Origin of the sequence: Paenibacillus sp. GCM10027627 (assembly GCF_042675505.1) — a bacterium.
Taxonomy (GTDB): domain Bacteria; phylum Bacillota; class Bacilli; order Paenibacillales; family Paenibacillaceae; genus Pristimantibacillus.
Genome location: NZ_JBHTHB010000001.1, coordinates 1103137 through 1128414, shown reverse-complemented (window position 1 = coordinate 1128414; position 25278 = coordinate 1103137). Strand labels below are relative to the sequence as shown.

Annotated in this window: 21 protein-coding genes, 1 riboswitch and 1 other annotated feature; of the genes, 18 read left to right on the top strand and 3 right to left on the bottom strand. The window is 49.0% G+C overall.

Going from position 1 to position 25278, the window contains the following annotated elements:
- Positions 1–59: 59 nt before the first annotated feature.
- From ACFQZE_RS05225 to ACFQZE_RS05155, 15 genes are all read left to right on the top strand, one after another.
- Positions 60–1145 (top strand): PLP-dependent cysteine synthase family protein, encoded by a 1086-nt coding sequence (locus ACFQZE_RS05225; RefSeq protein WP_379354363.1) that lies wholly within the window; start codon positions 60–62, stop codon positions 1143–1145.
- Between the two features lies 1 nt (position 1146).
- Positions 1147–2391, top strand: coding sequence for a staphylopine family metallophore export MFS transporter CntE (gene cntE / locus ACFQZE_RS05220; protein WP_379354361.1), 1245 nt, complete (start codon positions 1147–1149; stop codon positions 2389–2391).
- 147 nt (positions 2392–2538) lie between these two features.
- A complete protein-coding gene (locus ACFQZE_RS05215) occupies positions 2539–3426 on the top strand; it encodes an ABC transporter permease subunit (protein WP_379354359.1) in 888 nt (295 codons plus the stop codon).
- Positions 3423–4346 carry an ABC transporter permease gene (locus tag ACFQZE_RS05210; protein WP_379354357.1) on the top strand — a complete coding sequence of 308 codons (924 nt, stop codon included), beginning with the start codon at positions 3423–3425 and terminating at the stop codon, positions 4344–4346. Before ACFQZE_RS05215 ends, ACFQZE_RS05210 begins: the two co-directional genes overlap by 4 nt.
- Before the next feature lie 264 nt (positions 4347–4610).
- A complete protein-coding gene (locus tag ACFQZE_RS05205) occupies positions 4611–5414 on the top strand; it encodes a carbonic anhydrase (protein ID WP_379354354.1) in 804 nt (267 codons plus the stop codon).
- A 373-nt stretch (positions 5415–5787) separates the two neighbouring features.
- On the top strand, positions 5788–6366 hold the full coding sequence (locus ACFQZE_RS05200; protein ID WP_379354352.1) for a hemerythrin domain-containing protein: 579 nt from the start codon (positions 5788–5790) through the stop codon (positions 6364–6366).
- Between the two features lie 129 nt (positions 6367–6495).
- Positions 6496–9102 (top strand): bifunctional acetaldehyde-CoA/alcohol dehydrogenase, encoded by a 2607-nt coding sequence (gene adhE, locus ACFQZE_RS05195; protein ID WP_379354350.1) that lies wholly within the window; start codon positions 6496–6498, stop codon positions 9100–9102.
- 73 nt (positions 9103–9175) lie between these two features.
- Positions 9176–9796 (top strand): molybdenum cofactor guanylyltransferase, encoded by a 621-nt coding sequence (gene mobA, locus ACFQZE_RS05190; RefSeq protein ID WP_379354348.1) that lies wholly within the window; start codon positions 9176–9178, stop codon positions 9794–9796.
- A gap of 41 nt (positions 9797–9837) precedes the next feature.
- A complete protein-coding gene (pflB, locus tag ACFQZE_RS05185) occupies positions 9838–12117 on the top strand; it encodes a formate C-acetyltransferase (RefSeq protein WP_379354346.1) in 2280 nt (759 codons plus the stop codon).
- Positions 12118–12152: 35 nt separating this feature from the next.
- Positions 12153–12890: a pyruvate formate-lyase-activating protein gene (gene pflA / locus ACFQZE_RS05180; RefSeq protein WP_379354344.1), complete on the top strand. Its 738-nt coding sequence runs from the start codon at positions 12153–12155 to the stop codon at positions 12888–12890.
- 116 nt (positions 12891–13006) lie between these two features.
- Positions 13007–13717, top strand: coding sequence for a Crp/Fnr family transcriptional regulator (locus tag ACFQZE_RS05175; RefSeq protein ID WP_379354342.1), 711 nt, complete (start codon positions 13007–13009; stop codon positions 13715–13717).
- Positions 13718–13738: 21 nt separating this feature from the next.
- Entirely contained in the window at positions 13739–14143 is a 405-nt protein-coding gene (gene ndk, locus ACFQZE_RS05170; RefSeq protein ID WP_379354340.1) for a nucleoside-diphosphate kinase, read from the top strand.
- A 28-nt stretch (positions 14144–14171) separates the two neighbouring features.
- Positions 14172–14363, top strand: coding sequence for a hypothetical protein (locus ACFQZE_RS05165; RefSeq protein WP_379354338.1), 192 nt, complete (start codon positions 14172–14174; stop codon positions 14361–14363).
- Between the two features lie 286 nt (positions 14364–14649).
- Entirely contained in the window at positions 14650–15021 is a 372-nt protein-coding gene (locus ACFQZE_RS05160; RefSeq protein ID WP_379354336.1) for a Na-translocating system protein MpsC family protein, read from the top strand.
- A 174-nt stretch (positions 15022–15195) separates the two neighbouring features.
- Positions 15196–16215 carry a sodium-dependent bicarbonate transport family permease gene (locus ACFQZE_RS05155; RefSeq protein ID WP_379354334.1) on the top strand — a complete coding sequence of 340 codons (1020 nt, stop codon included), beginning with the start codon at positions 15196–15198 and terminating at the stop codon, positions 16213–16215.
- A 56-nt stretch (positions 16216–16271) separates the two neighbouring features.
- Here ACFQZE_RS05155 and ACFQZE_RS05150 read toward each other — a convergent pair whose 3' ends face one another.
- Positions 16272–18095: an APC family permease gene (locus ACFQZE_RS05150; RefSeq protein WP_379354332.1), complete on the bottom strand. Its 1824-nt coding sequence runs from the start codon at positions 18093–18095 to the stop codon at positions 16272–16274.
- Between the two features lie 84 nt (positions 18096–18179).
- Positions 18180–18623: a hypothetical protein gene (locus ACFQZE_RS05145; protein ID WP_379354330.1), complete on the bottom strand. Its 444-nt coding sequence runs from the start codon at positions 18621–18623 to the stop codon at positions 18180–18182.
- A 4-nt stretch (positions 18624–18627) separates the two neighbouring features.
- Positions 18628–18792: riboswitch (cyclic di-AMP (ydaO/yuaA leader) on the bottom strand.
- A 244-nt stretch (positions 18793–19036) separates the two neighbouring features.
- Positions 19037–19308: a binding site (T-box leader), on the top strand.
- Positions 19309–19396: 88 nt separating this feature from the next.
- On the opposite strand from ACFQZE_RS05145, the gene asd reads away from it, so the two are divergent.
- Positions 19397–20482, top strand: coding sequence for an aspartate-semialdehyde dehydrogenase (asd, locus tag ACFQZE_RS05140; protein ID WP_379354328.1), 1086 nt, complete (start codon positions 19397–19399; stop codon positions 20480–20482).
- Positions 20483–20525: 43 nt separating this feature from the next.
- Here asd and trhO read toward each other — a convergent pair whose 3' ends face one another.
- Complete coding sequence (gene trhO / locus ACFQZE_RS05135) at positions 20526–21428, bottom strand: oxygen-dependent tRNA uridine(34) hydroxylase TrhO (protein WP_379354326.1); 903 nt, start codon at positions 21426–21428, stop codon at positions 20526–20528.
- A gap of 368 nt (positions 21429–21796) precedes the next feature.
- Between trhO and ACFQZE_RS05130 the strand changes: the two genes are divergently transcribed.
- Complete coding sequence (locus ACFQZE_RS05130; protein ID WP_379354324.1) at positions 21797–24190, top strand: polyprenyl synthetase family protein; 2394 nt, start codon at positions 21797–21799, stop codon at positions 24188–24190.
- Between the two features lie 65 nt (positions 24191–24255).
- Complete coding sequence (locus tag ACFQZE_RS05125) at positions 24256–24816, top strand: CBS domain-containing protein (RefSeq protein WP_379354322.1); 561 nt, start codon at positions 24256–24258, stop codon at positions 24814–24816.
- Positions 24817–25278: the final 462 nt, after the last annotated feature.

The window sequence follows — 25278 nt, the reverse complement described above, 5'->3', positions numbered from 1 at the left end:
TGTCCCAATGGGCTTTATGTTAAGTTAGATTTGAATTGAACCATAAAAGGAGGACGCTGATGAAAACGATTTTGGATACGGTGGGAGGCTCTCCGCTTGTTCAGCTAACGAATCTGGTAGAAGGGAGAGAGATGGATATCCGGCTGAAGCTGGAGCGGACGAACCCGGGAGGGAGCATTAAGGACAGGCCTGCTCTCTATATCGTTAAGGAAGCGGAGAAGCGGGGATGGCTGAAGCCGGGAGGAACCATTATTGAGTCTTCGTCAGGCAATTTTGGCATTTCGCTTGCGATGATTGGCGCAGCCAGAGGGTACCGTGTCATTATATTGGTCGATCCGAAGACGACTCCCGCCAATCTATCGATGCTGAGGGCGTATGGGGCGGAAGTGATTGTGGTCACGGAGCAGGACGACAGCGGCTCCTATCACAAAACAAGAATTGCTTTAGCCAATAGACTGCACCGTGAAATTCGGAACTCGTTCCGACCTGACCAATGCTTCAATTTGCTGAATGGTGAGGCTCATTACCGGCAAACGGCGGCCGAGTTGTACGAGCAATGCGAAGGCGAACTGGATGCTGTTGTGTTGACCGTCAGCACGGGCGGGCAAATCGGCGGATTTTCACGTTTTTTCCGCGAGGCCGCTCCCCATGTCCACATTATTGCGGTTGATGCTATCGGCTCCACTGTTTTTGGCGGAGTTCCTCATGCGTATATGCTGCCCGGTATGGGGCTTAGCTGGACACCGGCCAATATCGACGATTTGGGACGCATTGACGCCGTATTCAAGGTGCCGGACGAAGATTCGTTTATGATGTGCAGAGTGCTTGCCAAGCACGAAGGCATTTTGTGCGGCGGTTCCACGGGGGCAGGCATGCTGGCCGCATGGAAGCTGGCCCTTCAAAGCGGTACGTTCAAAAAAATCGTTTGTGTCGCCTCGGACAATGGGGAGAGATATTTATCGACGATTTATAATGACGAATGGATGAGAGAAAAGTCGTTTAGTCTCTCAACTAGCCCTCAAGAAATGTGGAAACGAGTCGAGGCGCTGGAACCATACAGCGTCAATCCGATCGAAACGGCCAATTACAAGCCTGAGCTTGGGCTGCTGCTCGATTCACCAAGCTTAAACGATTTGACGGGTTAAAATGGCCAGAGCCTCATTCCCGGAAAGTCGCAGCAACCCCTTTTCTCCACAGGCGCTTAAGATTTACGCCATTACCATTTTATTTTATGCCGTCGTGTATATGGTTTTGATGGTCATCCCCTTTTATGCCGCGTCGCTGGACGCCACCAAAACGGATATCGGACTCATTATGGGCGTGACGATGCTCGCCTCGATGGCGGCACGCCCCGTTGCCGGAAAATGGATTGACCGATTTGGGGCGCAGCGTATTTTTTCAATCGTGCTTTGTGTATTTGCCTTCTCTTTGCTTGGATACTTTTTCCCTAGTTTATGGATGTTTGGTCTTGTGCGTCTTGTGCAAGGCATAGTGGCCGCCTTTTTTTCGACGGCAATGGAAATTATGACCATTGATTTGCTGTCGGACAAAGTTCGAGGGCAGGGACTTTCGTTATACTCGCTCGCTACGATGATCCCTTCCACCTTTGGCCCCGCAGTTGCGCTTGCATTAAAAGATTCGATCCCGATGACCGGAATGTTGTGGAGCTTTGTCGCGATGGCTGCTTTGAATGTTGCCTTTGCTTTTTTCGTCATCATAACGAAGAAGCGGCCATCCGCTGTAGAGGGCGGTGGAGGGGGGAGACAAGAGGAGCAGGAGCATGTCAGCCACTCCGGCTTGTGGAGGAATAGAAGTTTGCTTGTTTCCTCGCTTATCATGCTGCTTATGTCCATTGCTAACGGCGCTATATTCACTTTTTTGCCGCTTTATTTGACGGAAAAGCAATCGGCATGGGGCAGCAGCTACTTTTTGGTTCAAACTCTCGTTTTGGTTGGTTGCCGCTTTTTTGGCCGCAAACGTATTCCTTCCGACGGTCGTGCTCCCAAAGCGATCGTTTGCTCCATGGGCTTGATGGCGGCAGCCGGGACCCTTCTGCTCAGTCTCTCCGCCGAATGGCCCTTTCTGCTTCTGGCCGCCGTATTCAACGGAATAGCGTTTGCTATGCTTTATCCCGCCTTATTGACGTTTGTGTCGTTTAACGTTCCTTCCCATGCGAGAGGCTTTTTGCTAGGTTTATTTATAGGAGCGGCAGACTTGGGATTTTCGCTTGGCGCTCTTGCGATGGGGCCGCTTGCCGACGCATCGTCCCTCCGCTTCATGTTTATTTGCTGCTCCGTTATTTGTTTGTTGTCGATTACAATGACAAGGCTATACCGTTCCGAACGGCTGAAAGGCAAACGTCAACTAGAGAAAACGGAATCCTTTACGTAAAATGGGATGAAATCTCTTCTTCATAAGCTTACCGGGGAGGCATGTGCTCGGTAAGTTTTTTAATGTAAATTTTTGGACTTACAAGAAGAGTTAGGTTGGAGCTATAATAGATTCAATTCAACTCTACCAGCGGAAAGGAAGTTCAACGTGTCCAAAGCTGTGCAAATGACTTTGATTTTACCGGCTATTCTAATATTTGTTCTATTTTTTGCCATGATGCCCGTTGTGCTTCAATTCGGTCCGGACGGCAACTCGATTCATCTTTCCTGGAAAACGGGATTTTGGCATATCAAGCAATATTTTTCGGGAATCGGGACGGGAGATTCGTTTCGCTTTTTTATCGGGAAAAACGAATTTAATTTTTGGGAGGAAATCGGTTTTTATTTTCGCATTTCGTTTATCTATGTAATAGCGGGTGGCCTTCTGGGAACGTTCATCGGCATTTTTGCTGGTATTTATTTTGCGATTTCCAACTCAAGGTGGATGAAAAGCATCGTTGATTTGGTAGGCTCGCTGCCGGATTTTATTCTCATTTTGATGATGCAGTTTGCGGTGGTGTTTATTGCTTCGGAAACGGGAATTGTTATTTTTGAAGTGGCTACGCTCACTTCTGACGATCCAGCTATTGTGCTGCCTATCATTGCGATGGTTTTGGTGCCGGCCAATTATATGATTCGTAACGTGGCCATGCAAATGAAACTGACTTTGACGGAGGACTACATAAGCAACGCCAAAGCTCGCGGTTTAAGCAAATCTTATATTATTTTCTACCATGCATTGCCAAATGTGCTGCCTTATATAAAAGGAGATTTACATAAGCTGATGGGCATTTTGCTCGGCAATTTGTTTATAGTGGAATATTTATTCAATAACAATGGCATTTCGATGCTTATTTTTACGAACGCTTTTGTCGACGGTTATTTTCAATATGACATTATCGTAAACGGGCTGTTGTCCTTTATGGTTTTGTATGGAATCGGATACGCAGTGCTTAGAGTATTTCTATTCCTGCTTGGGAAGGTGTTTCAGAGATGAACAAAACGTTAATTGCCGGTCTGGTTATTATTGTCTCCATGATTTTAATCGCCATTTTTGGCCCGCTTCTCGCGCCGCACGCTATCGATCATCGCATTAAAATTGAATATGTTATCGATAAAAACGGGGAAGGGGAATACGTCGCGCCTCCTGCCGCCCCTAGAGCGGAATATCCCCTTGGGACGGATAAAAACGGCTATGATATGCTGACCAAACTTTTGCACGGTGCAAAATATACCGTTTTGCTGTCGATTGGCATCGCTGCTGCTAGAGTGTTGATCGGCGGACTAATCGGCATGATTGCCGGCATTTACGGGAAAGAGCCAGACCGGGACAAAAAAAGCGGACCGGCCATTTGGAGCATGCTTAACGGCATACCGATCTTTCTGATCGTATGGCTGCTGATGATAGGCATTTCCATTAATCCGGCAGCTTCCACATTTACGATGTCGATGCTGCTGGCGGTTGTGCTTTTGGTGATCGGAATTCCGTCCATCGCTTCAACGGTAAAGGCCAAAACGCTTATTTTGCGCGAGAAGCAGTACGTCACAGCTTCCCAATCGCTAGGGGCGGGAAAATGGACGATTATTCGCTCCCATCTGCTGCCGCATTTGAAGGAGAGCTTCCTTATTTTGCTCGTTAATGAAATTATGCTGATTTTAGCGCTGTTCGGCCAATTAGCACTATTTCAAATTTTTGTAGGCGGTACGGAGATGTATCCGAGCCCTCCCGAATTCCATAGTAGATCGAATGAGTGGGGCGGTTTGATCGGACAATCGAGAATGAGCTTTTACTCCAACCGCTGGATTTTTTATGCGCCGCTTGCATCTTATGTTCTATTAATTATTGGCTTCCATATGACCTCCAAAGGGCTCGAGAAACGGTATAGCAAAATGTTTTCCAAGTTTTCGCATTTGTAAGCCTGGGCTCTCGCCGGCCATTCTCATAGAAGCGAACAAAACATCGGGGATAAACCGGTGTTTTTTTGTTTGGGCTTCATGCAAAATGAAAGAGAGAGAATTCGACAAGCACATGAAGTTTATGAACTAAATGATCAATATTTGTCTTTTTAATCTATTTATTTCCAGTATGGTAATCTGATAGAAATGATTGGAAAGGAGGGAGCAAGTTTAATAGCGTATGCCGTTATACAATCAACTTTTAAAGAGGAGATGGATTGACGTATGCCAAAACGCATAGCCAAAGTATTGACAGGTGCCGTATTGCTGGCTTTATCAGCTTCGGCCATTGTTTACGCTGAACCGTCCGCTACTAAAAGCGAAGTGGGTTCACCTCATTGGTCTTACGAGGGCAGTACAGGGCCCGGGCATTGGGGCGATCTTAGTCCAGATTATGCGGCATGCAAGACGGGAAAAGAGCAATCTCCGATCAATATCAAAACGTTTCAGGCAAATGAAAGCGGTGCCAACGAAAAGGTAAAAGTACAATACAAAACGACAGCGTTCACATTCGGCCACAATGGTCATACGATTCAAGCCAACACGGCGTCTACCGCAAACCAGCTTACGATTGGCGGCAAAGCCTATACGCTTGCTCAGTTCCATTTCCATACACCTAGCGAACATGAAATAAACGGGAAATCATCGCCGCTTGAGCTTCATTTGGTGCACAAAAGCTTAGAGGGCAATCTTGCCGTATTGGGCGTGCTGATTAAGGAAGGCAAAGCGAATGCCGCTTTGGGAGAACTATGGTCCAAACTTCCAAAAACCCAAACGTCAACCGATCTTGCTCTGAAATCGCCAATTGAGCTGAACAAGATTTTGCCTGGCGACTTGGATGCCTATCGTTATCAGGGCTCGCTGACGACTCCTCCATGCAGCGAAGGCGTCAAGTGGACGGTTTTGGAGGAGCCGATCCAAATGTCGAAGGCTCAAATCAGAGCGTTCCAAACTATTTTCCCGGATAATCATCGTCCCGTGCAGCCGGTTCATGGCCGCATTGTGAACGAAACGGAAGTAAAGAAATAAAGATAGGATTTGCGAGAGAATAATCGTTTCCTACGATATGGCCATACTTTGATAGATAGGTTTGCTAAGTTTCATGATTACGCTTCATAAAGAGTTTCCGCATATGCGGGAGCTTAAAATTTTAAGGATTTTAAGGAAACCCTCGTCATTATAAACCTGTGACCCGTAAAATAGACACTTTGAAAAAAAGTGCCTTTGGCGGGTCACAGTTGTTATGACGTCGGGTTTCTTTTGTTTTTTGCATTGAACATTTGGCGATTTATTAACCTTCAATTTGATGCTGGCGGTGACCAAAGTCACAGATGGAAGCGGGCCGCTCCCTTATACTACAGGGGACAATGATGTTGCATGCATACAAATGGAGGTGGAGACGATGTTTCAAACACCGACCAAAACGGTGAAGCTGGATCCTATTGATTCCGCAAGACCAAGCGCTTTTATGCAGTTGGCTATCCGATTGCAGGAGGAGCATGAGCAGCTCAAACTAAAATGCAGCTTACTGAGCGAGCTTAGCGCGCAAACGGCTGCACGCCATGGAGCGGAAGGCTCGTTGCGTTCTCTCAAAGAGCTGCGGGCCAAGGCGGAGGAACTGCTTCTCGACTTGTCCTGCCACGCCAAATGGGAGGATGAAGAGCTGTTTCCTATTTTCACAAGATATTATAAGCGAAAAGAAGAGCCGACGATTTTGCCGTCGATGTGGGTGCTGGAGAAGGATCATGAGCTGGCGGTTCAATTTTTTGAATCGTTTTTGCAGACGAGCCGGACGCTGATTGGCCTTTTGCAGCTTGAAAAGGGAAGGCCGGACGCGGCGCTTATGAAATTGCTTAAGGAAGGCTGCGACCAGCTTACGCAAGGCTGTCTCATTTTAACGGGCCATTTTCAAATGGAAGAAGAACTTATTTTTCCGCTGGCGGACGACATTTTAACGGACATGGACTACCTGTTTTCGTAATTTTCATAACTTTCATAGTTTTCATTCAAGTGTGATAAATATCACCGATTTCTTCCATTCCATTCGATATGATGAAGGCATAAAGGAGATTCCACTCTTCCAAACCGGATCTCCAAGAAGGAGGAGCTTATGGCCGTTAAAGACAAGGCAGTCGATTTGAAATATTCGGCAAGCGAAGAAGTGGATCGTCTCGTATCCCGTGCAAAAGCAGCTAGGGAAGCATTTATGGAGATGACGCAGGAGGATGTCGACCGTGTCGTGCAAGCGATGGCGCTCGCCGGTCTCGATCAGCATATGGTACTCGCCAAAATGGCCGTTGAAGAAACGGGACGCGGAGTATACGAAGATAAGATAACAAAAAACATTTTTGCAACGGAATACATTTATCACAGCATTAAGTCGGACAAAACAGTTGGCGTTATTGAAGAGAACGTCTATGAAAACTATCGGAAAGTAGCCGAGCCGGTCGGCATTATTGCCGGAGTGACCCCGGTAACGAATCCGACGTCGACCACAATGTTTAAAGCTTTGATTGCCGTGAAGACGCGTAATCCGATCATATTCGCTTTCCATCCCTCCGCTCAAAAATGCAGCGCGGCATCGGCCAAAACGCTTCTGGATGCGGCTGTCGCAAACGGTGCGCCAAGTCATTGCATTCAGTGGATCGAAGCACCGTCCGTAGAGGCGACCCAAAGCTTGATGAACCATCCCGATGTGGCGCTTGTTCTGGCGACTGGCGGGGCGTCGATGGTAAAGTCCGCTTACAGCACTGGCAAGCCGGCGCTTGGCGTCGGACCGGGCAACGTGCCGTGCTTCATTGAACAATCCGCCGATTTAAAGCAGGCGGTAACGGATTTGGTTTTATCCAAAACGTTCGACAACGGAATGATTTGCGCTTCGGAGCAAGCGGTCATCATTGAGGAGGCCGTGTACGACGGGGTGCGCAAGCTGATGAAAGAAAACGGCTGCTACTTCCTCAACAAATCCGAAACGGAGGCGGTATCCAAGCTTGTCATTCAAAGCGACAAATGCGCCGTCAACGGTGCGATTGTCGGCCAGCCCGCTGTCAAAATAGCGGAGCTTGCGGGCGTGCAAGTTCCGCAAGATACTAAAATTCTTGTCGCGGAGCTTGGCGGAGTGGGACCGGCATTCCCGCTGTCCGCCGAAAAGCTTAGTCCCGTGCTTGCTTGCTACAAAGTGAAAACGGTAGAGCAAGGCATCGAGCGGGCAGCCGAAGTGGTCGCATTTGGCGGCCTGGGCCATTCTTCGGTCATTCACTCCCGCAACGAAAAAGCGATTCAAGCCTTTTCGGATCGGCTCAAAACGGGCAGGGTCATCGTCAATTCTCCTTCGACACATGGAGCGATAGGCGACCTATACAATACGAACCTGCCGTCGCTTACACTAGGTTGCGGTTCGTACGGCCATAACTCGACCACCTCCAACGTAACGGCCGTCAATTTGCTAAACGTCAAGCGTGTCGCTTACCGGACGGTCAACATGCAGTGGTTTAAGATTCCGCCGAAAATTTATTTTGAAAAAGGCGCTACGCAATATTTGGAGAAAATGCCCGACATCTCCCGCATTCTTGTTGTGACGGACGAGATGATGGTGAAGCTGGGGTACGTCGACAAGCTGGACTATTATTTGCGGAAACGTACAACCCCGGTTGCGATTGAAGTGTTTTCCGACGTTGAGCCCGATCCATCCGTAGAGACGGTTCAGCGCGGCACTAAGATGATGGAAAGCTTTAAGCCGGATTGCATTATTGCACTTGGCGGCGGCTCGCCGATGGATGCGGCAAAAGCGATGTGGCTGTTCTATGAATATCCCGATACCGATTTCCATTCGCTGAAGCAAAAGTTTCTCGACATCCGCAAGCGCGTGTACAAATACCCAAGACTCGGCGAAAAGGCCAAATTTGTTGCGATCCCAACGACGTCAGGCACGGGCTCGGAAGTGACGTCCTTCGCCGTCATTACGGATAAGAAGGAAGGCCATACGAAATATCCGCTGGCGGATTACGAGCTGACGCCGGATGTGGCCATTATCGATCCCGATTACGTATACAGCTTGCCAAAAACGGCGGTGGCGGACACGGGAATGGATGTGCTCACTCATGCCATTGAATCTTATGTTTCGGTGATGGCGAGCGATTATACGGATGGACTTGCGCTTCATGCCATTCGTCTCGTTTTCCAGCATCTCGAAAACTCGTACCATACGGGCGATCCGCTGGCGCGCGAAAAAATGCATAATGCTTCGACTATTGCCGGAATGGCATTTGCAAACGCCTTTTTGGGCATCAACCACAGTCTTGCGCACAAATGGGGCGGAGAATATCATACGGCGCATGGACGCACCAATGCGATTTTGATGCCTCACGTCATTCGGTACAATTCGCAAAAGCCGACCAAGTTCGCTTCGTTCCCGAAATACGGACATTTTATCGCCGACGAGCGGTATGCGGAAATTGCGAAAATGCTGGGGCTGCCGGCACGGACAACGGCGGAAGGGGTGAACAGCCTCATCGACGCGATCCGCAAGCTGAATCAATCGCTCGGCATTCCGGAAAAGTTCCAGGATGTCGGAGTGGAACCCGCCGATTTTGAAACGAAGGTCGATTATTTGGCGGATCGCGCGTTTGAGGATCAATGTACAACGGCGAACCCGCGCATGCCTTTAGTTGCTGAACTTGCGGACGTTTACCGGAACGCCTTCTACGGCAGATTTTAACAGGGGCGTATGGGCTGCCGGCTCTGTCGGCCGGCGGCCCTATTTATCGTCCAAAACGGGAGGAGCGATAACCATGATGTCAGGCGTTATTTTGGCAGGCGGAGATCACCTCAGCATGAATGGCGTAAATCGGGCTTTCCTCGTGATGGAAGGCGAAACGTTGATTGAACGGCAAATTCGCGAAATGGGACGATGCTGCAGCGAAATTACAATCGTGACGAACGATCCGCGCCCTTTTCTCCGAACCGTTGACCGGGATATTCGCATCATTACCGATTATTTTGTAGGCAAAGGGCTGCTGAGCGGCATGCATGCGGGACTAGCTTTGTCCAAATATGACCGGGTTTGGCTGTTGGGATGCCATATGCCATTCCCTTCAGCGGAGGCCGCCCGCTATCTCAATACGCATATGCGGGAAGGAATCGACGCTGTCATTCCTTGCATGAAGAGTGGAGCCTACCCTTTACATGCTATTTTTAACCGAGTAGGAGCCGCCGCCCGCATCGAAAAGCTGCTGAAAAGCGGCTATTTCAGCAAAACGGCACTGCTGAATGCGCTCAATTGGCGGAAGGTAGAGGAGTCGACGCTGACAGGGGCTGGAATTGACGGCAGGTTCGTTCATTCGCTGAGGACGAAAGAGGATTATGACAGGCTTGCGGGTCATTCCATAGGGACGAAGCTGCCTCAATCCTGACCATGAAAGCTGTATATATTTCAATATGGAGGTGCACGAAGATGGCTATGAAGGAAAAGGAAATGATGGAGCGCATAGCAAAGCCGGATGGGCCCGCTCCTTGGCGGGGCTTTAAACCCGGCAGCTGGCAAAAAGGGATCGACGTCCCTTCTTTTATTGAACGAAATTTGACCCCTTATGAAGGCAACGAAAGCTTCCTGGCTGAACCTACGGAAGATACGGTGGCGTTATGGGAGCAGGTTAGCGAGTTGTTGAAAGAGGAGCGGGAAAGAGGCGGCGTTCATGATATCGATGTTCATACGGTGTCAACCATAACCGCCCATGAGCCGGGTTATATCGACCAGGCGAAGGAAAAAATCGTCGGCCTCCAGACTGACGCTCCGCTGAAGCGTGCCGTTCAGCCGTTTGGAGGCATTCGGATGGCGGCTGACGCATGCGAAGCATACGGTTACCGCCTCTCTCCTGTACTGGAGGAGCTGTTTACAACCATTCGCAAAACGCATAACCAAGGCGTTTTCGACGCTTATACGACCGAGATGCGCGCAGCGCGCAAAGCGGGCATTATTACCGGCTTGCCTGACGCTTACGGCCGCGGCCGTATTATCGGCGACTACAGGCGAGTGGCTTTATACGGGGTAGACCGGCTGATCGAAGCCAAAAATGAGGAGCTGCTCCAGTTGGAAGTAGACGCCATACTGGAGGAGGTTATTCAGTTGCGAGAAGAGCTCTCCGAGCAAATTCGCAGCTTGACCGAGCTGAAGACGATGGCCGCCTTTTACGGCTTCGACATCTCTACGCCTGCGGCGAATGCGAAGGAGGCGGTGCAGTGGCTTTATTTTGCCTACCTCGCGGCGATTAAAGAGCAGAACGGAGCGGCGATGAGCCTCGGGCGCGTCTCCAGCTTCCTGGATATTTACATGGAGCGGGATTTGAAGGAAGGCGTTCTGACGGAGATGGAAGCGCAGGAGCTGGTCGACCATTTCGTTATGAAGCTGCGCATCGTCAAATTTCTTCGGACGCCTGACTATAACGAATTGTTCAGCGGCGATCCGACTTGGGTGACGGAAGCGCTTGGCGGCATGGGACTGAACGGCAAACCGCGCGTGACGCGAAGCTCGTTCCGCTTCCTGCATACGCTCTACAATCTCGGTCCTGCACCGGAGCCGAACTTGACCGTGCTCTGGTCGCCGAGGCTGCCGGAAGCTTTCAAACGGTATTGCGCGCGCGTCTCGGCAGAAACAAGCTCGATTCAATATGAAAACGACGATCTGATGAGGCCTCATTTCGGCGATGATTACGGAATTGCCTGCTGCGTCTCCGCTATGCGGATCGGCAAGCAAATGCAGTTTTTTGGAGCGCGGGCGAACCTCGCCAAAGCGCTGTTATACGCCATTAACGGCGGATTGGACGAAAAGTCGGGGGCGCAAGTAGGTCCCGCAATCGCACCTATCGAATCGGAAGTGCTGGATTACGAGGAAGTGATAGCGAAGTTCGATCTCGTGCAGGATTGGCTGGCGAGACTTTATATGAACACGCTAAATGTCATTCACTACATGCACGACAAGTATTGCTATGAACGAATCGAAATGGCGCTGCACGACCGTGATATCGTTCGAACGATGGCTTGCGGCATTGCCGGTTTGTCGGTGGTGGCGGATTCCTTAAGCGCGATCAAACATGCCAAAGTGAAGCCGATACGTAATGAACAAGGCATCGCGGTCGATTTTGAAATTGAAGGCGAATATCCGCAATACGGCAACAATGACGATCGAGTAGACGACATTGCGGTCGAACTTACGAAAGGCTTTATGAACCGTCTACGGAAGCATAAAGCATATAGGGGCGCTATCCCAACGATGTCGGTGCTTACGATTACTTCCAACGTCGTTTATGGCAAAAAAACCGGCAGCACGCCGGACGGCCGCAAATCCGGCGAGCCGTTTGCGCCGGGCGCCAATCCGATGCATGGCCGCGACCGGAAAGGGGCTCTCGCCTCGCTTGCTTCCGTCGCAAAGCTTCCTTACGCGGACAGTCTGGACGGCATCTCGAACACATTCTCCATCGTGCCGAGAGCGCTTGGCAAAGAAGCGCCCGACCGATTTGCCAACTTATCCGCCATGCTGGACGGTTATGCGCATAGCGGCGGTCACCATCTCAACGTCAACGTATTCAACCGCGAGCAACTGATGGATGCGATGGAGCATCCCGAGCAGTATCCACAGCTCACGATTCGTGTATCGGGGTATGCGGTCAACTTTATTAAGCTGACGAGAGAACAGCAGCTAGATGTCATCAGTCGTACGTTCCACGGGGAAATTTAAGTTGCGGCTAGTGCAAGGAAAGGAGCGTGAGCCGCATGAAAGGGCGGATTCATTCCATTGAAACGTTCGGCACCGTCGACGGTCCGGGCATACGCTTTGTGTTGTTTATGCAGGGCTGCGCGCTGCAATGCCAATTTTGCCACAATCCAGATACATGGGACACAGCGGGAGGCCGTCATGTGACGGTCGACGATATTTTGCGAGAGCTGGAGCCATACTTGCCTTACTATGAGGCGTCGGGAGGCGGCATTACGGTGACAGGAGGAGAGCCGACGCTACAGGCTCCCTTCGTCGCCGAGCTGTTTAAGGCGTGCAAGGAAAAGTATGGCCTGCACACGGCGCTTGACAGCTCCGGCTTTTGCGAGCCCACTCATGCCGAGGAGCTGATCCAATATACCGATCTCGTTTTATTGGATTTGAAGCAGCTCGACCGAGCGAAGCATGAGCGGCTCACTTCTCAACCGAATGATCGTATTTTGGCATTTGCGGAATGGCTGTCGGCGAAAAAACAGCCCGTATGGATCCGGCATGTTCTTATTCCAGGTGTAAACGATGAAGCGAGCGATTTGGCGCAGCTTGGGACGTTCCTTGGGAAGCTCGAAAATGTTGAGAAGCTGGAGCTGCTGCCTTACCATCGGATGGGCGTTTACAAATGGAGGCAGCTTGGACGGGAATATCCGCTAGAAGGCGTGCAGGAACCGACGGAACGGGAAATGTTGCGTGCAAGGCAAATGATTGAAGCGGCCCGAAAGCAAGTGTCTTGCCCCTGTTAACGACTCCATGAAATAGGGGATTTTTCCCTCCAAAATCAGTGAGCCCCCCGATGTTTCCGCTGCTCTCGCCGAGGTATGATGAAGACATAAGTAAGGTCCTTGGGGAGAGTGGCGAAATGGGAACAAACGCGAGGCAACTGGAAGGGCTTGCGCCCGTGCTGTCCATGGAAAGCTTTGAAAAGCTAAAAAGCATTATGTATATTAGGCAGGCTGAGAAGGGATCTACGCTGTTTTGGGAAGGCGACCCCGCGAGCCATTTATATTTTGTCATGAAAGGCCGGGTTAGGACGACCAAGTCTGCGGATACCGGGCGTGCATTGACGTTGTATTTGCATCAGCAAGGGGATTTGCTAGGCCAGATGGACCCGTTTCACGATTCTGTGCACAGCTTCAGCGCGGAGGTGCTGGAGGACGCCACGGTCGGAGTCATTCAGCGTAAAGACCTCGAAGCTCTGCTATGGCAAAACAGCGATTTGTCCATTGAGTTTATGAAGTGGATGGGGCTTATGCACCGATTGACGCAATCCAAGTTTCGCGATTTGATGATGTTTGGCAAAACCGGGGCGTTATGCTCCTTGCTTATCCGGTTAAGCAACTCTTACGGAGAGCAAAGAGGCAAAACCATTTGGATCGATCTCAAAATAAGCAATACGGAACTGGCCGATATGATCGGCGCCACTCGGGAAAGCGTTAACCGGATGCTGAGCGACTTGAAAAAGGACGGCGTCGTAGCTTATGAGAACGGGCATATCGTCATCTCTGATTTCGACTATCTCCGCAATGTATGCCATTGCGAAAATTGCCCGAAAGAAATTTGCCGTATGTAAATAGAAAGGAGGTGGCTTGCAATGTCTGAAAAAGCGTTTGTAATGATTAAGCCCGATGGCGTTCGGCGCGGCTTAATCGGTGAAATCGTGAGCCGGTTCGAGAAAAAAGGGCTGAGCGTCATCCGGGCGGAGCTCAAGTCCATCGAAAGAGAAATCGCCGAAACTCATTACGGCCATCTGAGACAGAAGCCTTTTTTTGAAGAGCTGGTCGCCTATATTACTTCGGGTCCCGTGTTGGCTCTAATTGTCGAGGGAAGAAATGCCGTGCAATGCTCGCGGTCGCTGATCGGTCCGACGAACCCCGCTGAAGCGCCGCCCGGTACGATCCGTGGAGACTTTGGCCTCGATGTGGAAGAAAACATCATTCACGGCTCCGATTCGGTAGACAATGCCCGGCGGGAAATCGATCTGTTCTTTTATAAATAATAGAACGATTAATAGGAGGTCATGCTTTATGACGGAAACGAACAAATACAACATCGTCACCGAAAAGATGATCAAATATTGCTATACTTGTCCTGAAGCCCATAAGTGCGACACAGAGGAAAAATGTATAGCCTGCTGGAAAGAAAAAGGGCTGCTGAATGAAGAGGAGCTGAAGGAGCTCGAAACGACAGAGGGACTGCTGAAGCTATATGCTCTTTAGCGGCTGAAGCCAATGAAGGGCTGTATCGGAAAAGTGAGTCTCTACCGTTAAAAATAGCTTGACAAGAGAGCGGAGCAAACTCTATTATGTACTGTAATAAGCTCCGAGCGATCTTGCGAGATCATGATGCAGGCAGCGCTTTAGCATATCGCTATCCGGTGGGATGGCCGTATGAAAAGGCAACAACTCCGGCATAATGAAGCAATGGATAATTCGGCATATTTTTTGGAGACCGCTCCAATGAAATATGCCGTTTTTTTATGGAGTCGGTTGGGAGGCAGGGAATATGGCAAGTTCAAAGGGCGAGCTGGAAGATAAAATTAGCCGCGCGCTTACGCAGTGGGAGAAAGAATATTTGGGACGCGGGCCCGTATCGGTGAAGACGGATATTATCCGCAATATGATCGTTATCGTTCTTCACGGCATTTTGACGCCGGCAGAGCGCAACTTGGCCAAAACGCTGGACGGCATGCTGTCGATCAAAAAAATTCGCGCCGACCTGATCGAATCCGGCAACAGCGAGCTGAAAGAACTGCTCGCCGGACTGACGGGATCGAAAGTGATCAGCTTTCATACCGATGTCAGCACAAGAACGGGCGAACGAGTTATCGTTCTGATGATGGCTGACAATTTAGAAGCGGCGTTTATCGCTCAATAGCATTTTGGCAGACTCAATGAAATAACATCGGCAGATCGTGAGAAAGGCTCGCTTTAAAGAGTCGGTTTCACCTAAACCGGAAATAGTCGAATGGCGGCGTCCTTAAAGTAAAGGGAGGCGCGAGTTCGAACGTTTCCGGTTTTTTGTTGCCTAAAATATGGAGGAGGAAATGTGATGTATGAAATTGTAGTTCAAAACCTGCTGTCGCCCGCTGTTTTGTTTTTCGCGCTGGGTCTGGTCGCCGTATTGGTGAAGTCGGATTTAAAGTTTCCGCAGGCGCTCAGCGATTCGCTTAGCATCTATTTGCTTGCGGCAATTGGTCTTAAAGGCGGGATGGAGCTGTCCAAATACGACTGGAATACGCTGGCGCGGCCAATTGGGGGGGCGCTGCTGTTAGGCGCCTTAATCCCAATCGCAACTTTTGGACTAGCTAGAAAGCTGGGGTTTGACCGCAATAACGCGGCGGCGCTTGCTGCTACCTACGGTTCGGTCAGCATTGTTACCTACGGAGCCGCGGTCGCCTTTCTTGGTCATGCAGGCATCGCTTTCGAAGGGTTCATGGGGGCTATGGTCGTATTAATGGAGAGTCCGGCCATCTTTATTTCTTTATTGATCTTGGGCTGGCTTCGGACCAAGGAATCCGGAGCGCAGCGCTCCAGCTATGCGCTTGGCATCGTAGCTTCGGGAGGATTTGGCGGCAAGCCCCGCATCGACCCCCATGTCATAAGGGAAAGTCTGTTTGGCAAAAGCATCTTGCTGCTGCTAGGAGCGCTGCTGGTCGGTCTAGCGATAGGGCAACAGGGAATGCCGATGGTGAAGCCGCTTTTTATCGATCTGTATCCCGGCGTGCTGATGATCTTTCTGCTTGGCATGGGACTGGCAGCCGGAGAGCGCCTCTCCGAATTAAAGCAATATGGCTTTAAGCCGATTGTGATGGGGATCGTTATGCCGCTTGCATTTGGAGCGATGGGAGTACTGATCGGCGGGCTGTGCGGCTTGTCGACCGGCGGAGCCGCACTTATGGGCGTGCTTGGGGCGAGCGCCTCTTATATCGCCGCGCCCGCCGCGCTCAAAACGTCCATCCCGGAAGCGAACCCGTCCGTATATTTAGGGATGTCGCTTGGCATAACCTTCCCGTTCAACCTCATCATAGGCATCCCGTTATATGTACAGATGGCACAATGGTTATCTTAAACATTAGCTGACTGTCGTATCTCTCTGATCTCAGTATGCAACGGCAATGTAGCCCTTTACTTTTTCAAATGATAAGGAACGGTCGTAATAATAATGTCTTTGCGGTAAAGCAAATAAGCCCGGAGCATAAAGCTGGTTTGGTTGTGCAGCAAGTAGTGCCAGCCTTTTTTCGGAATAAACTGCGGAATGATGACGGAAACCTGGTAGTTTGATTCGCCAGCCTTGCGCTGGACGGTATCGATAAATTTGCTGAGCGGCTGAATAAGACTCCGGTAAGGAGAATGCAGCGTGACCAGACGGATATCGGGCCGCCAAGCGTCCCATTTTTCCTCAAAACGAGTTTCCTCTTCCCGCTCAAAAGCGACATACACGGCAATAATTTGTGCTGCCGACATCGATCTGGCGTAGTCAATCGACTGCTCTACGACATGCGTAATGCCCGAGACGGGGAGGATGACCACATTGCCTTCAATCGGAATATGGGGCTCGCAAGTCGTCAACCGCAACTGCTCTCCGACGGCATCGTAATGTTTCCGGATACGGTAAAATATAAAGACGATGATCGGCAAAAAGAGGAGCACCGACCAAACTTGCGCAAATTTCGTCGTAAAAAACATAAGAGTTACAATTAAACTAATGATGGCGCCGGTCGAATTGATGATTAGCTTTGGAACCCAGCCTGCTGGACGTTCTCGCAGCCATTTCACCATCATGCCCGTTTGCGACAGCGTAAAAGGAATAAAGACGCCGACCGCGTAAAGTGGAATCAAATGCTCCGTCTGTCCGTGAAAAGCGACGATCAAGAGGATGGATAACAGTCCAAGAATGATGATGCCATTGGAATAGCCTAGTCGGTCGCCCCTTACTTTAAAAATTCTCGGAATAAATTTGTCATTCGCCAAATTAACGGCAAGCAGCGGGAAAGCGGAATACCCCGTATTAGCCGCCAAAATGAGGATAAGCGCGGTTGTTCCTTGGACAATAAAATACATCGTGCCCCGTCCGAATGTTTGCTCTGCAATTTGAGACACAACCGTCTCTTCGGCTCGTGGGGTGATGCCGTAATAATAAGCCAGCAGTACGATGCCCGAAAATAAGACGGCGAGCAAAAACCCCATAGCGGTCAATGTTTTGGCCGCGTTATGGGGGGCGGAAGGTTTAAAGTTTGGGATAGCGTTTGAAATGGCCTCTACGCCGGTAAGCGCGGAGCTGCCGGAGGCAAACGCTTTAAGCAACAAAAACAAGCCGATGCCGGCAACAGGAGTTCCGATTGGCGTATGCAGTTCCGGGGACACCCTGCCTGTAACAATGTTGAATATGCCTGCAGCGATCAAAATAAACAATGTGATTACAAACAAATAAACGGGATAGGCAAGCACGGATGCAGATTCCGTCACGCCCCGCAAATTGAGCAAAGTGAGAAGCATCACAAATACGACGGCAATGATGACGGTATAATCGTGCAAAGAAGGAAAGGCTGACGTAATGGCGTCCGTTCCGGCCGAGACGCTCACCGCAACCGTCAAAATATAATCGACAAGCAGGGATCCGCCGGCAACGAGCCCGGGAAATACGCCAAGATTATTTTTGGATACGACATAAGCGCCGCCACCGTACGGATAGGCAAAAATAATTTGACGATAAGATAGAATTAAGGCAGTCAGCAAAATGAGAACGCCGATCCCGATTGGAATGGAGTACCAAAATGCGGCTGCGCTGACCGTGAACAAGACGATCAATATTTGTTCAGGGCCATACGCAACCGATGAAAGGGCATCGGAGGACAAAATGGCAAGCGCTTTTCGTTTGTTCAGCTTCTGCTCGCCAAGTTCGGTCGATTTTAACGGCTTGCCGATTAATAGGCGTTTAAATGTCGACATGTAGCGTCACTCCAATATCTGCTTGAATTATCCCTTTATCATTTCCCGAACTTTTGCCCATATTCTTGTTTAACTTAATCGTCTTTAAAATAAGGAGGCGTAAGACACCGCACGATCCAGCAATAATGTAGCATTAAGAGGGTACACTTTGCCGAAAGACGGAGATGTAGTTAGTCCAATCTGATTGGCCGCTTGAAAAAACATTTGGAGAGACAGATCGGACTCATATTCATTGTTTTGCTGTTCTTCACGTTCCTGGGAATCAAAGTCGATACGTCTACCGGCAAAACGGAGCAGCTTCACGCTCCATCGTGTCCAATCGAGCGGTTTGTCGCTTTCGTTCACAAACATTTCGCTCCAGCCCGTACCCGTGCTGCTCGTTAGCCGCAGGTAGAGGAGGTACCCCTTTGGCATCGCATCGCCGGTGGTGGGGAGAACGAACACTTCAATTCTTTTCACTGTGAAACAAGTAGGTCGCAGGATGGTGGGTTGTAAAGGGTAAACATAGGATGGCGATGTCATCATCATTAAAATCTCTCCTCTGTTCGCTTGCGAGGTTAGCTGACGGATTCGGGCCGGGAGCCGCCCTACCGGAGTAACGCCGGATTCACCCCTGTGAACGTATGTACATATAATGTACGACTTCACGGTTGGTTCCCCCGCATTTTCGTTTCGAAAATTTCAGCGATAGTAGTGGCCGCAATTGGCATGAGGTCATTTTAAATCCGGGTCCAATTTTTGTAAAATGCGAAATGAAGCCAATGCAAGCAGTGTAGGCTCAAGGTAAGCGAAAATGACTCGTTTTTCCGAGAAAAAGAGGGATTATCTAGAAATAGCGCATTCATTCTCCCTCGTGCCTTGCTCTGATTGCTCTGGAAATGATGCGAATTTTGAAAAAAAGGTTTACGGCGGAAAAGTTATTTGATAATATAATCGCAATATCAAATGCATTGAAGAGACGAGTAAATAACCGAATTCCTTTCCAGAGAGCCCTTGCCAGCTGAAAGAGGGCATTGAATTCCTTATTGAAAAAAGACTCAGAGCAGCGCGTCGGAACTTCCTAAAGGGGAAGGGGTGATGCGACAGGAGCTCCTGTTACAGAGCTAGAGTATAAAGCATTGAGCGAAAAGCTATGCCGTACTCGAAGAGGCCCATATGGCGACATATCGGCAAATTTAGGGTGGTACCGCGAGTTACAAATCTCGTCCCTGAGACTATGATAGTCTTAGGGGTGGGATTTTTTTATTTCCTTTTTGAATAGCTATGAAGCATATCACATTACGAAAGGATTTGAATGTCTCATGTCAGCAAAATTGAAAGCAGGTATTGTCGGCGGTACAGGAATGGTCGGTCAGCGTTTTATTGAGCTGCTTAACGGTCATCCTTGGTTTCAAGTAACAGCTATTGCGGCCAGCGCAAGCTCGGCAGGCAAAACATATGAAGAATCCGTTCAAGGAAGATGGAAGCTTGCCACTCCAATTCCGGAAGATGTAAAGGGAATCGTCGTGCAGGACGCATCTAAAGTGGAGGAGGTTGCTTCTGGAGTCGACTTTATTTTTTGCGCGGTGGATATGAAAAAGGCGGAAATTCAAGCTTTGGAAGAGGCCTATGCGAAAACGGGCACGCCCGTCATTTCCAACAACTCGGCACATCGCTGGACGCCGGATATTCCGATGGTTATTCCAGAAATCAACCCCGAGCATATCGACATTATTGCCGCGCAAAGAAAGCGGCTTGGAACGGCTACCGGGTTTATTGCGGTGAAGCCTAACTGTTCCATTCAGAGCTACGTTCCGGCGCTGCACGCATTAAAGGATTTTAAACCGACCAAAGTTGTGGCGACTACGTACCAAGCCATTTCCGGCGCTGGCAAAAATTTCACGGATTGGCCTGACATGCTAGACAATGTCATCCCTTATATTGGCGGGGAAGAAGAAAAGAGCGAGCAGGAGCCTTTGCGTATTTGGGGCAGCATCCAAAACGGAGGAATTGTGAAAGCAAGCGCTCCGCTTATTACGACTCAATGTATTCGCGTTCCAGTAACGGATGGGCATTTGGCGGCTGTGTTTGCATCGTTTGAGAAAAAGCCTTCCAGAGAAGAAATACTTGCCCGCTGGTCGGAGTTCAAAGGACGTCCGCAAGAACTGGGACTGCCTAGCGCGCCGAAGCAGTTTATCACTTATTTCGAAGAGGAAAACCGTCCTCAAACGAAACTGGATCGCGACATCGAGCGCGGAATGGGCGTTTCGGCGGGACGATTGCGTGAAGATTCCATTTACGACTACAAGTTTGTAGGTCTCTCCCATAACACATTGCGCGGCGCGGCTGGCGGAGCTGTACTGATCGCCGAGCTGCTTAAAGCGGAAGGTTATATTCAAGCCAAATAAATAAAAAAGCGGGCTCTCTGTGAGAGCCCGCTTTTTTTATAAGTTAAGCCAGCTTTCTAGCTTGATCGTTCGTTTTGCAATCTTCGGTACAATAGTGCTCATAGGTTTCTTGACAATCGTCGCATACGAGATGCTGATGATGGCACAAGTCGTCGGCGCAGTTGATATAAGTATCAGTAACCTCACCGCAATGATGGCATTTGCCAACGATAATATCTTCGTCGGTTTGATTGACCCTCACGGAGACGCGCTCGTCGAAGACATACATTTTGCCGTCAAACAGACGTCCTTGAACGACCGGGTCCTTGCCATAAGTAGCAATTCCGCCTTCCAGCTGGGCAACATCGCTGAACCCTTCGCTCATCAATACTCCGGTTAGCGTCTCGCAGCGAATGCCGCCTGTGCAATACGTCAAAATCGTTTTGTCTTTGGCGTCCTGCAAGTTTTCGCGAATCCACTTCGGAAATTCACGGAATGATTCCACTGTCGGGCGGATCGCGCCGCGGAAATGGCCCAAATCGTATTCATACGTATTGCGTCCGTCGATAATGACGACATCGTCGCGCTGCAATTGCTCGTGGAATTGCTCCGGCGACAGGCGCTTGCCGCTAATGACGTTAGGATCGAGCTCTTTTTCGTATCGCAAAGTGACCAGTTCTTTTTTGGGACGGACAAACAGCTTTTTGAAAGCGTGCTGCTCGACTTCGTCCACTTTATACACCATATCGGAAAACAGAGGGTTAGCGCTCATATGAGCCTTGTAAGCCTCCGTTTGTTCAATTGTACCGGATAACGTCCCGTTAATCCCTTGATGAGCGATCAAAATGCGGCCCTTTATGCCAAGCTCTTTGCAATAAGCGAGATGTTCGGCGGCAAACGCTTCATAATCGGGAATAGCGACATACTTATAATATAGCAAAATACGATAGGGCATTTCGGTTTCCATACAGTTCACTCCTCATAACTTGACGCGGTCAAACACGCACATTGTATACATTATATATAACTAAAGGGGCAATGTATACTCTGAACGGTTTCCATTCCTTGTTGGTTTTACAATGTTGGGACTATTTTACTGGTCATTTTTACCTACTTCGATATTGAAAATCTTCCTGTTAAAACTTATAATAATAAAGGGTGCGGCTATTTTTGGCTACCCTTTAAATTTCCAAAATAGATTTCTTTTTGAATGAACTCCTTTTTGGAGTTCTTTGTTTATTTTCCAATTTTACTTCTTCATGGATTCCATTTCGTAACCGGGAAGACGGCTTCACGTATTATTTATCAAAAATAGAAGTAGAGGGAATCCAACCTATGAATATTGCGCTTGCAAAACATGCTGCTGCTGATACTTGGTTTGAACAGGCCGAGCGGAAAGCGGCTCGGTATTTTGAAACACTTTATATGCAGGTGAAGGATCAATCCTACGTGCCTGTATTAAGCGAAGATTTTCAGAAATGGAAGAGGGGGCATATTCAGCCGTATTCGTGGCTGGGCATGTTCTCAAAAGGGAATAGAAAACCGGACACCAAAGATTATAACCGCTACGTCCGCTGGCTGAATTATACGGGCAAATTGGATGACTATCTGGATCGCAGCATCTCTTATATTTATATGAGGGATTTAGGCAAAGCGCTGGACCAGCCCCATACCCGGCAACGAATTGATACAGTGGTTGCCTATATTCAAAAACATCTTATTGGGCCCGAGGCATCACCCGGAGGCGGCCAGCCCCACTTTTTGAGCATTGCCGGTCTGTACCGCTGGTCGCAACGAGAAGGGGTAGAAAATGCCGCCATTTGGGTAATCCATAAATTAAAAAGCGTATCCGCTCATATTCCGGAAGGAATGAGCTCAGAGCATGCCGTGCGCAAATTGATCAAAATCATTTTGGGCGTTGTTCTGCACGTTATCGAAGAAATGAGCGAAGGCGTACCTCCTGCCGAACGGTCCAAAAGGCTGGATGAAGCGATTCGGCTAGGCTATTCCTATGGTTTGACATACCCCTTTATCGATGATCTGCTGGATTCTGAAGTTCTAAGTCCAAAGGAGAAGGAGCTGTATTCCAGGCTCATTCGGGAAGCGCTGCTGAAAGAGACGGCGCCGGATATCGCTGATTGGACTGGAAGCAATCCTGAGCTGATGCGCTTTGTGTATGGGGAGCTTAAGGAAGCGTTTGACTATGTGAAAAACTATCAGCGCTCGGAGATGAAGGAAGCTTTTTTTGAGCAGTCCTATGTTTTTTTTCATTCGCAAGAGATGGACCGCGCCAAAAAGCTGGACTATACGCGCTATACGAACGAAGACCTTTATTTGCCGGTTATTTTAAAGTCGTCGTCCTCCCGGTTGATTGTCCGTTCCGTCATAAGCGCCGACGCCGATGAAGGCTTCGATCAGCACACGTTTTATTATGGAATCTATAACCAGCTGGCCGATGATTTTGCGGATTTGTTTGACGACATGAGTAACGGAGCGGTTACGCCGTATACGTATTATTTAAAATATAGGGAAGAGCGCTCGGATCTTATTAACCCATATGAGATGTACTGGACGGTCATTTCCAATCTTATTCATAACGTTTACCGATCCGATGATAAAACCCGGGAAGTCATTTTGGATCGCGCCATTAACGGCCTCAAGAGGTGCAAAGAACGGGTCGGAGTTCAGAAATACAATGAGCTGATGGACATTTTCGCTTCTGGAAGCCCGGAATTTAACCGTATTGTGCAGCAAATGGTGAGCAAAGCGGATGATGTCGATTTTTTTGACAAGCTGATTCGCGATCAAATGGTGGCCGTTTTACGGAACGATAAGAATGAACGAGACCATTTTGTTAAAACGGTTAAATCGGTACGCGATCAAATCAATAGCGAGCTCGAAATTGCAAGTGACATCGACGGTTATCCGGAAATGAAAAAGTCGATGATCGACGCAGCGAATTTCAGCCTGCAAGGTTCTGGAAAACGACTTCGCCCAATCGTTTCATGGGTGATGGGAGTGGAGGAATACGGGCTAAGCGCTAAAGGGATCATTCCTCTCCTAAGGTCACTTGAGTATATGCATACGGCATCGCTTATTTTTGACGATTTGCCTTCCCAGGACAACGCATCCACTCGCAGAGGGCGGCCGACCTTGCATCAGGTTCACAATAGCGCGACCGCGGAGCTGACCGGATTGTATCTCATTCAAAAGGCGATTGAGGAACAATCGTCGCTTACGCCATTCGATCCAAAAGCGATTCTTGCGCTCATGAAATATTCATCGCAAAAGGCGGCGGATATGTGCATGGGACAGGCGATGGATTTGCATTCCAAAGGAAAAGCGCTGACGCTTGAGGAATTGAATACGATCTGTTTCTACAAAACGGGCATCGCATTCGAAGCTTCGTTGATCATGCCCGCTATTTTGGCAGGAGTGAAGCCTGAGGAGAAGGAAGCTTTAAAAACATACGCATATCATGCGGGAATCGCTTTTCAAATTAAAGATGACCTGCTTGATCTAGAAGGCGATGTGCACTTGCTCGGCAAGCCGACCGGCCAAGACTCCGGAAACAACAATTCGACGTTTGTGACGGTGCTCGGTAAGGAAGGCGCCGGGAAGGAAATGTGGAACCATTATTGCCTGGCGATGGAGCAGCTTCAGGCGATGCCTCGGCCTAGCGCATTTTTAAAGCATTTGTTAAACTATTTTGTTAACCGTGACAGATAAGTGCCGAACATAATAAATGCCGCCGATGGAGACTAATCGTCTTCTGGCGGCATTTTTAGTTTGGTATGCAACTGAGAACATGGATAGGAGCGGTAAAAGCCGGGTATTCTATTCAGACTGCGGCAAACCGTCAGAGTATTGATTGGGCTTGTCTGCCGGAGAATGGAATGGAGAGGGGTACTAAAGTGAGGCAAGTAAGGGAGCTCATGTCGACGCATTGCAAAACGGTTACTTTACAGGATAACGTATATGAAATTGCCCTTTTAATGGCTCAATATGATATTGGATTTGTGCTTGTTGTTGATGGAGATGACTCTAGCAAGTTAATTGGGGTAGTGACCGACAGAGACCTGGTCATTCGCGGCTATGCTTCAAAGCGGCCCGGCTCTTGTCCGGTTTCCGATGTCATGAGCGATTCGCTTGTGACTGTATCGCCCGATGAAGATGCCGAGGAGGCGGCCGACCTGATGGCCAGCCATCAAATTCGGCGCCTTCCCGTTGTAGAGAACGGCAAACTTGTAGGGGTTATCACACTCGGCGATTTGGCGCTTGGGTCTACAACTGGCCGGGATGCGGGACATGCGCTTAGCGAAATTTCGGTGCAACATCATCATGCTTTTCATTAGGGTAGGAGCACAACCTGAGCAAAAAGCCCGCGAGATTTTTTAAAATCGTGGGCTTTGCCGTTTTCAATTTACCAATCTATGAAATAGGACTTTTGGAAGGGACTTTCAGTAGTTTCCATAATATACTAAATTAGTGCTAAACTATTATTTTAAAGTTATAGCGTTTACATTATGATAGATTTACCAACTACCCCTACACAAATTTCGATTCGGGCATTTTGAATCAGCACCCATTTCCCCTTCGTTTCCGTAAGTCCTACCTGCGCAATCCTTGCCTAATTTCAGTAAGCATTCCTTTATAACTCCAGAAGCCAAGTCAAAACGACAAGTGGCCTAGTCAGCTATGTGTATAAGCTCATATGAGTTTATATAAATCTAATTTAGAAGGAGCTGATCAAGCATCTCTGTTTGAGCTTGTCTAAGATGGACCGCAGCTATGAGTAGAGACTATTTGTTAGGCAA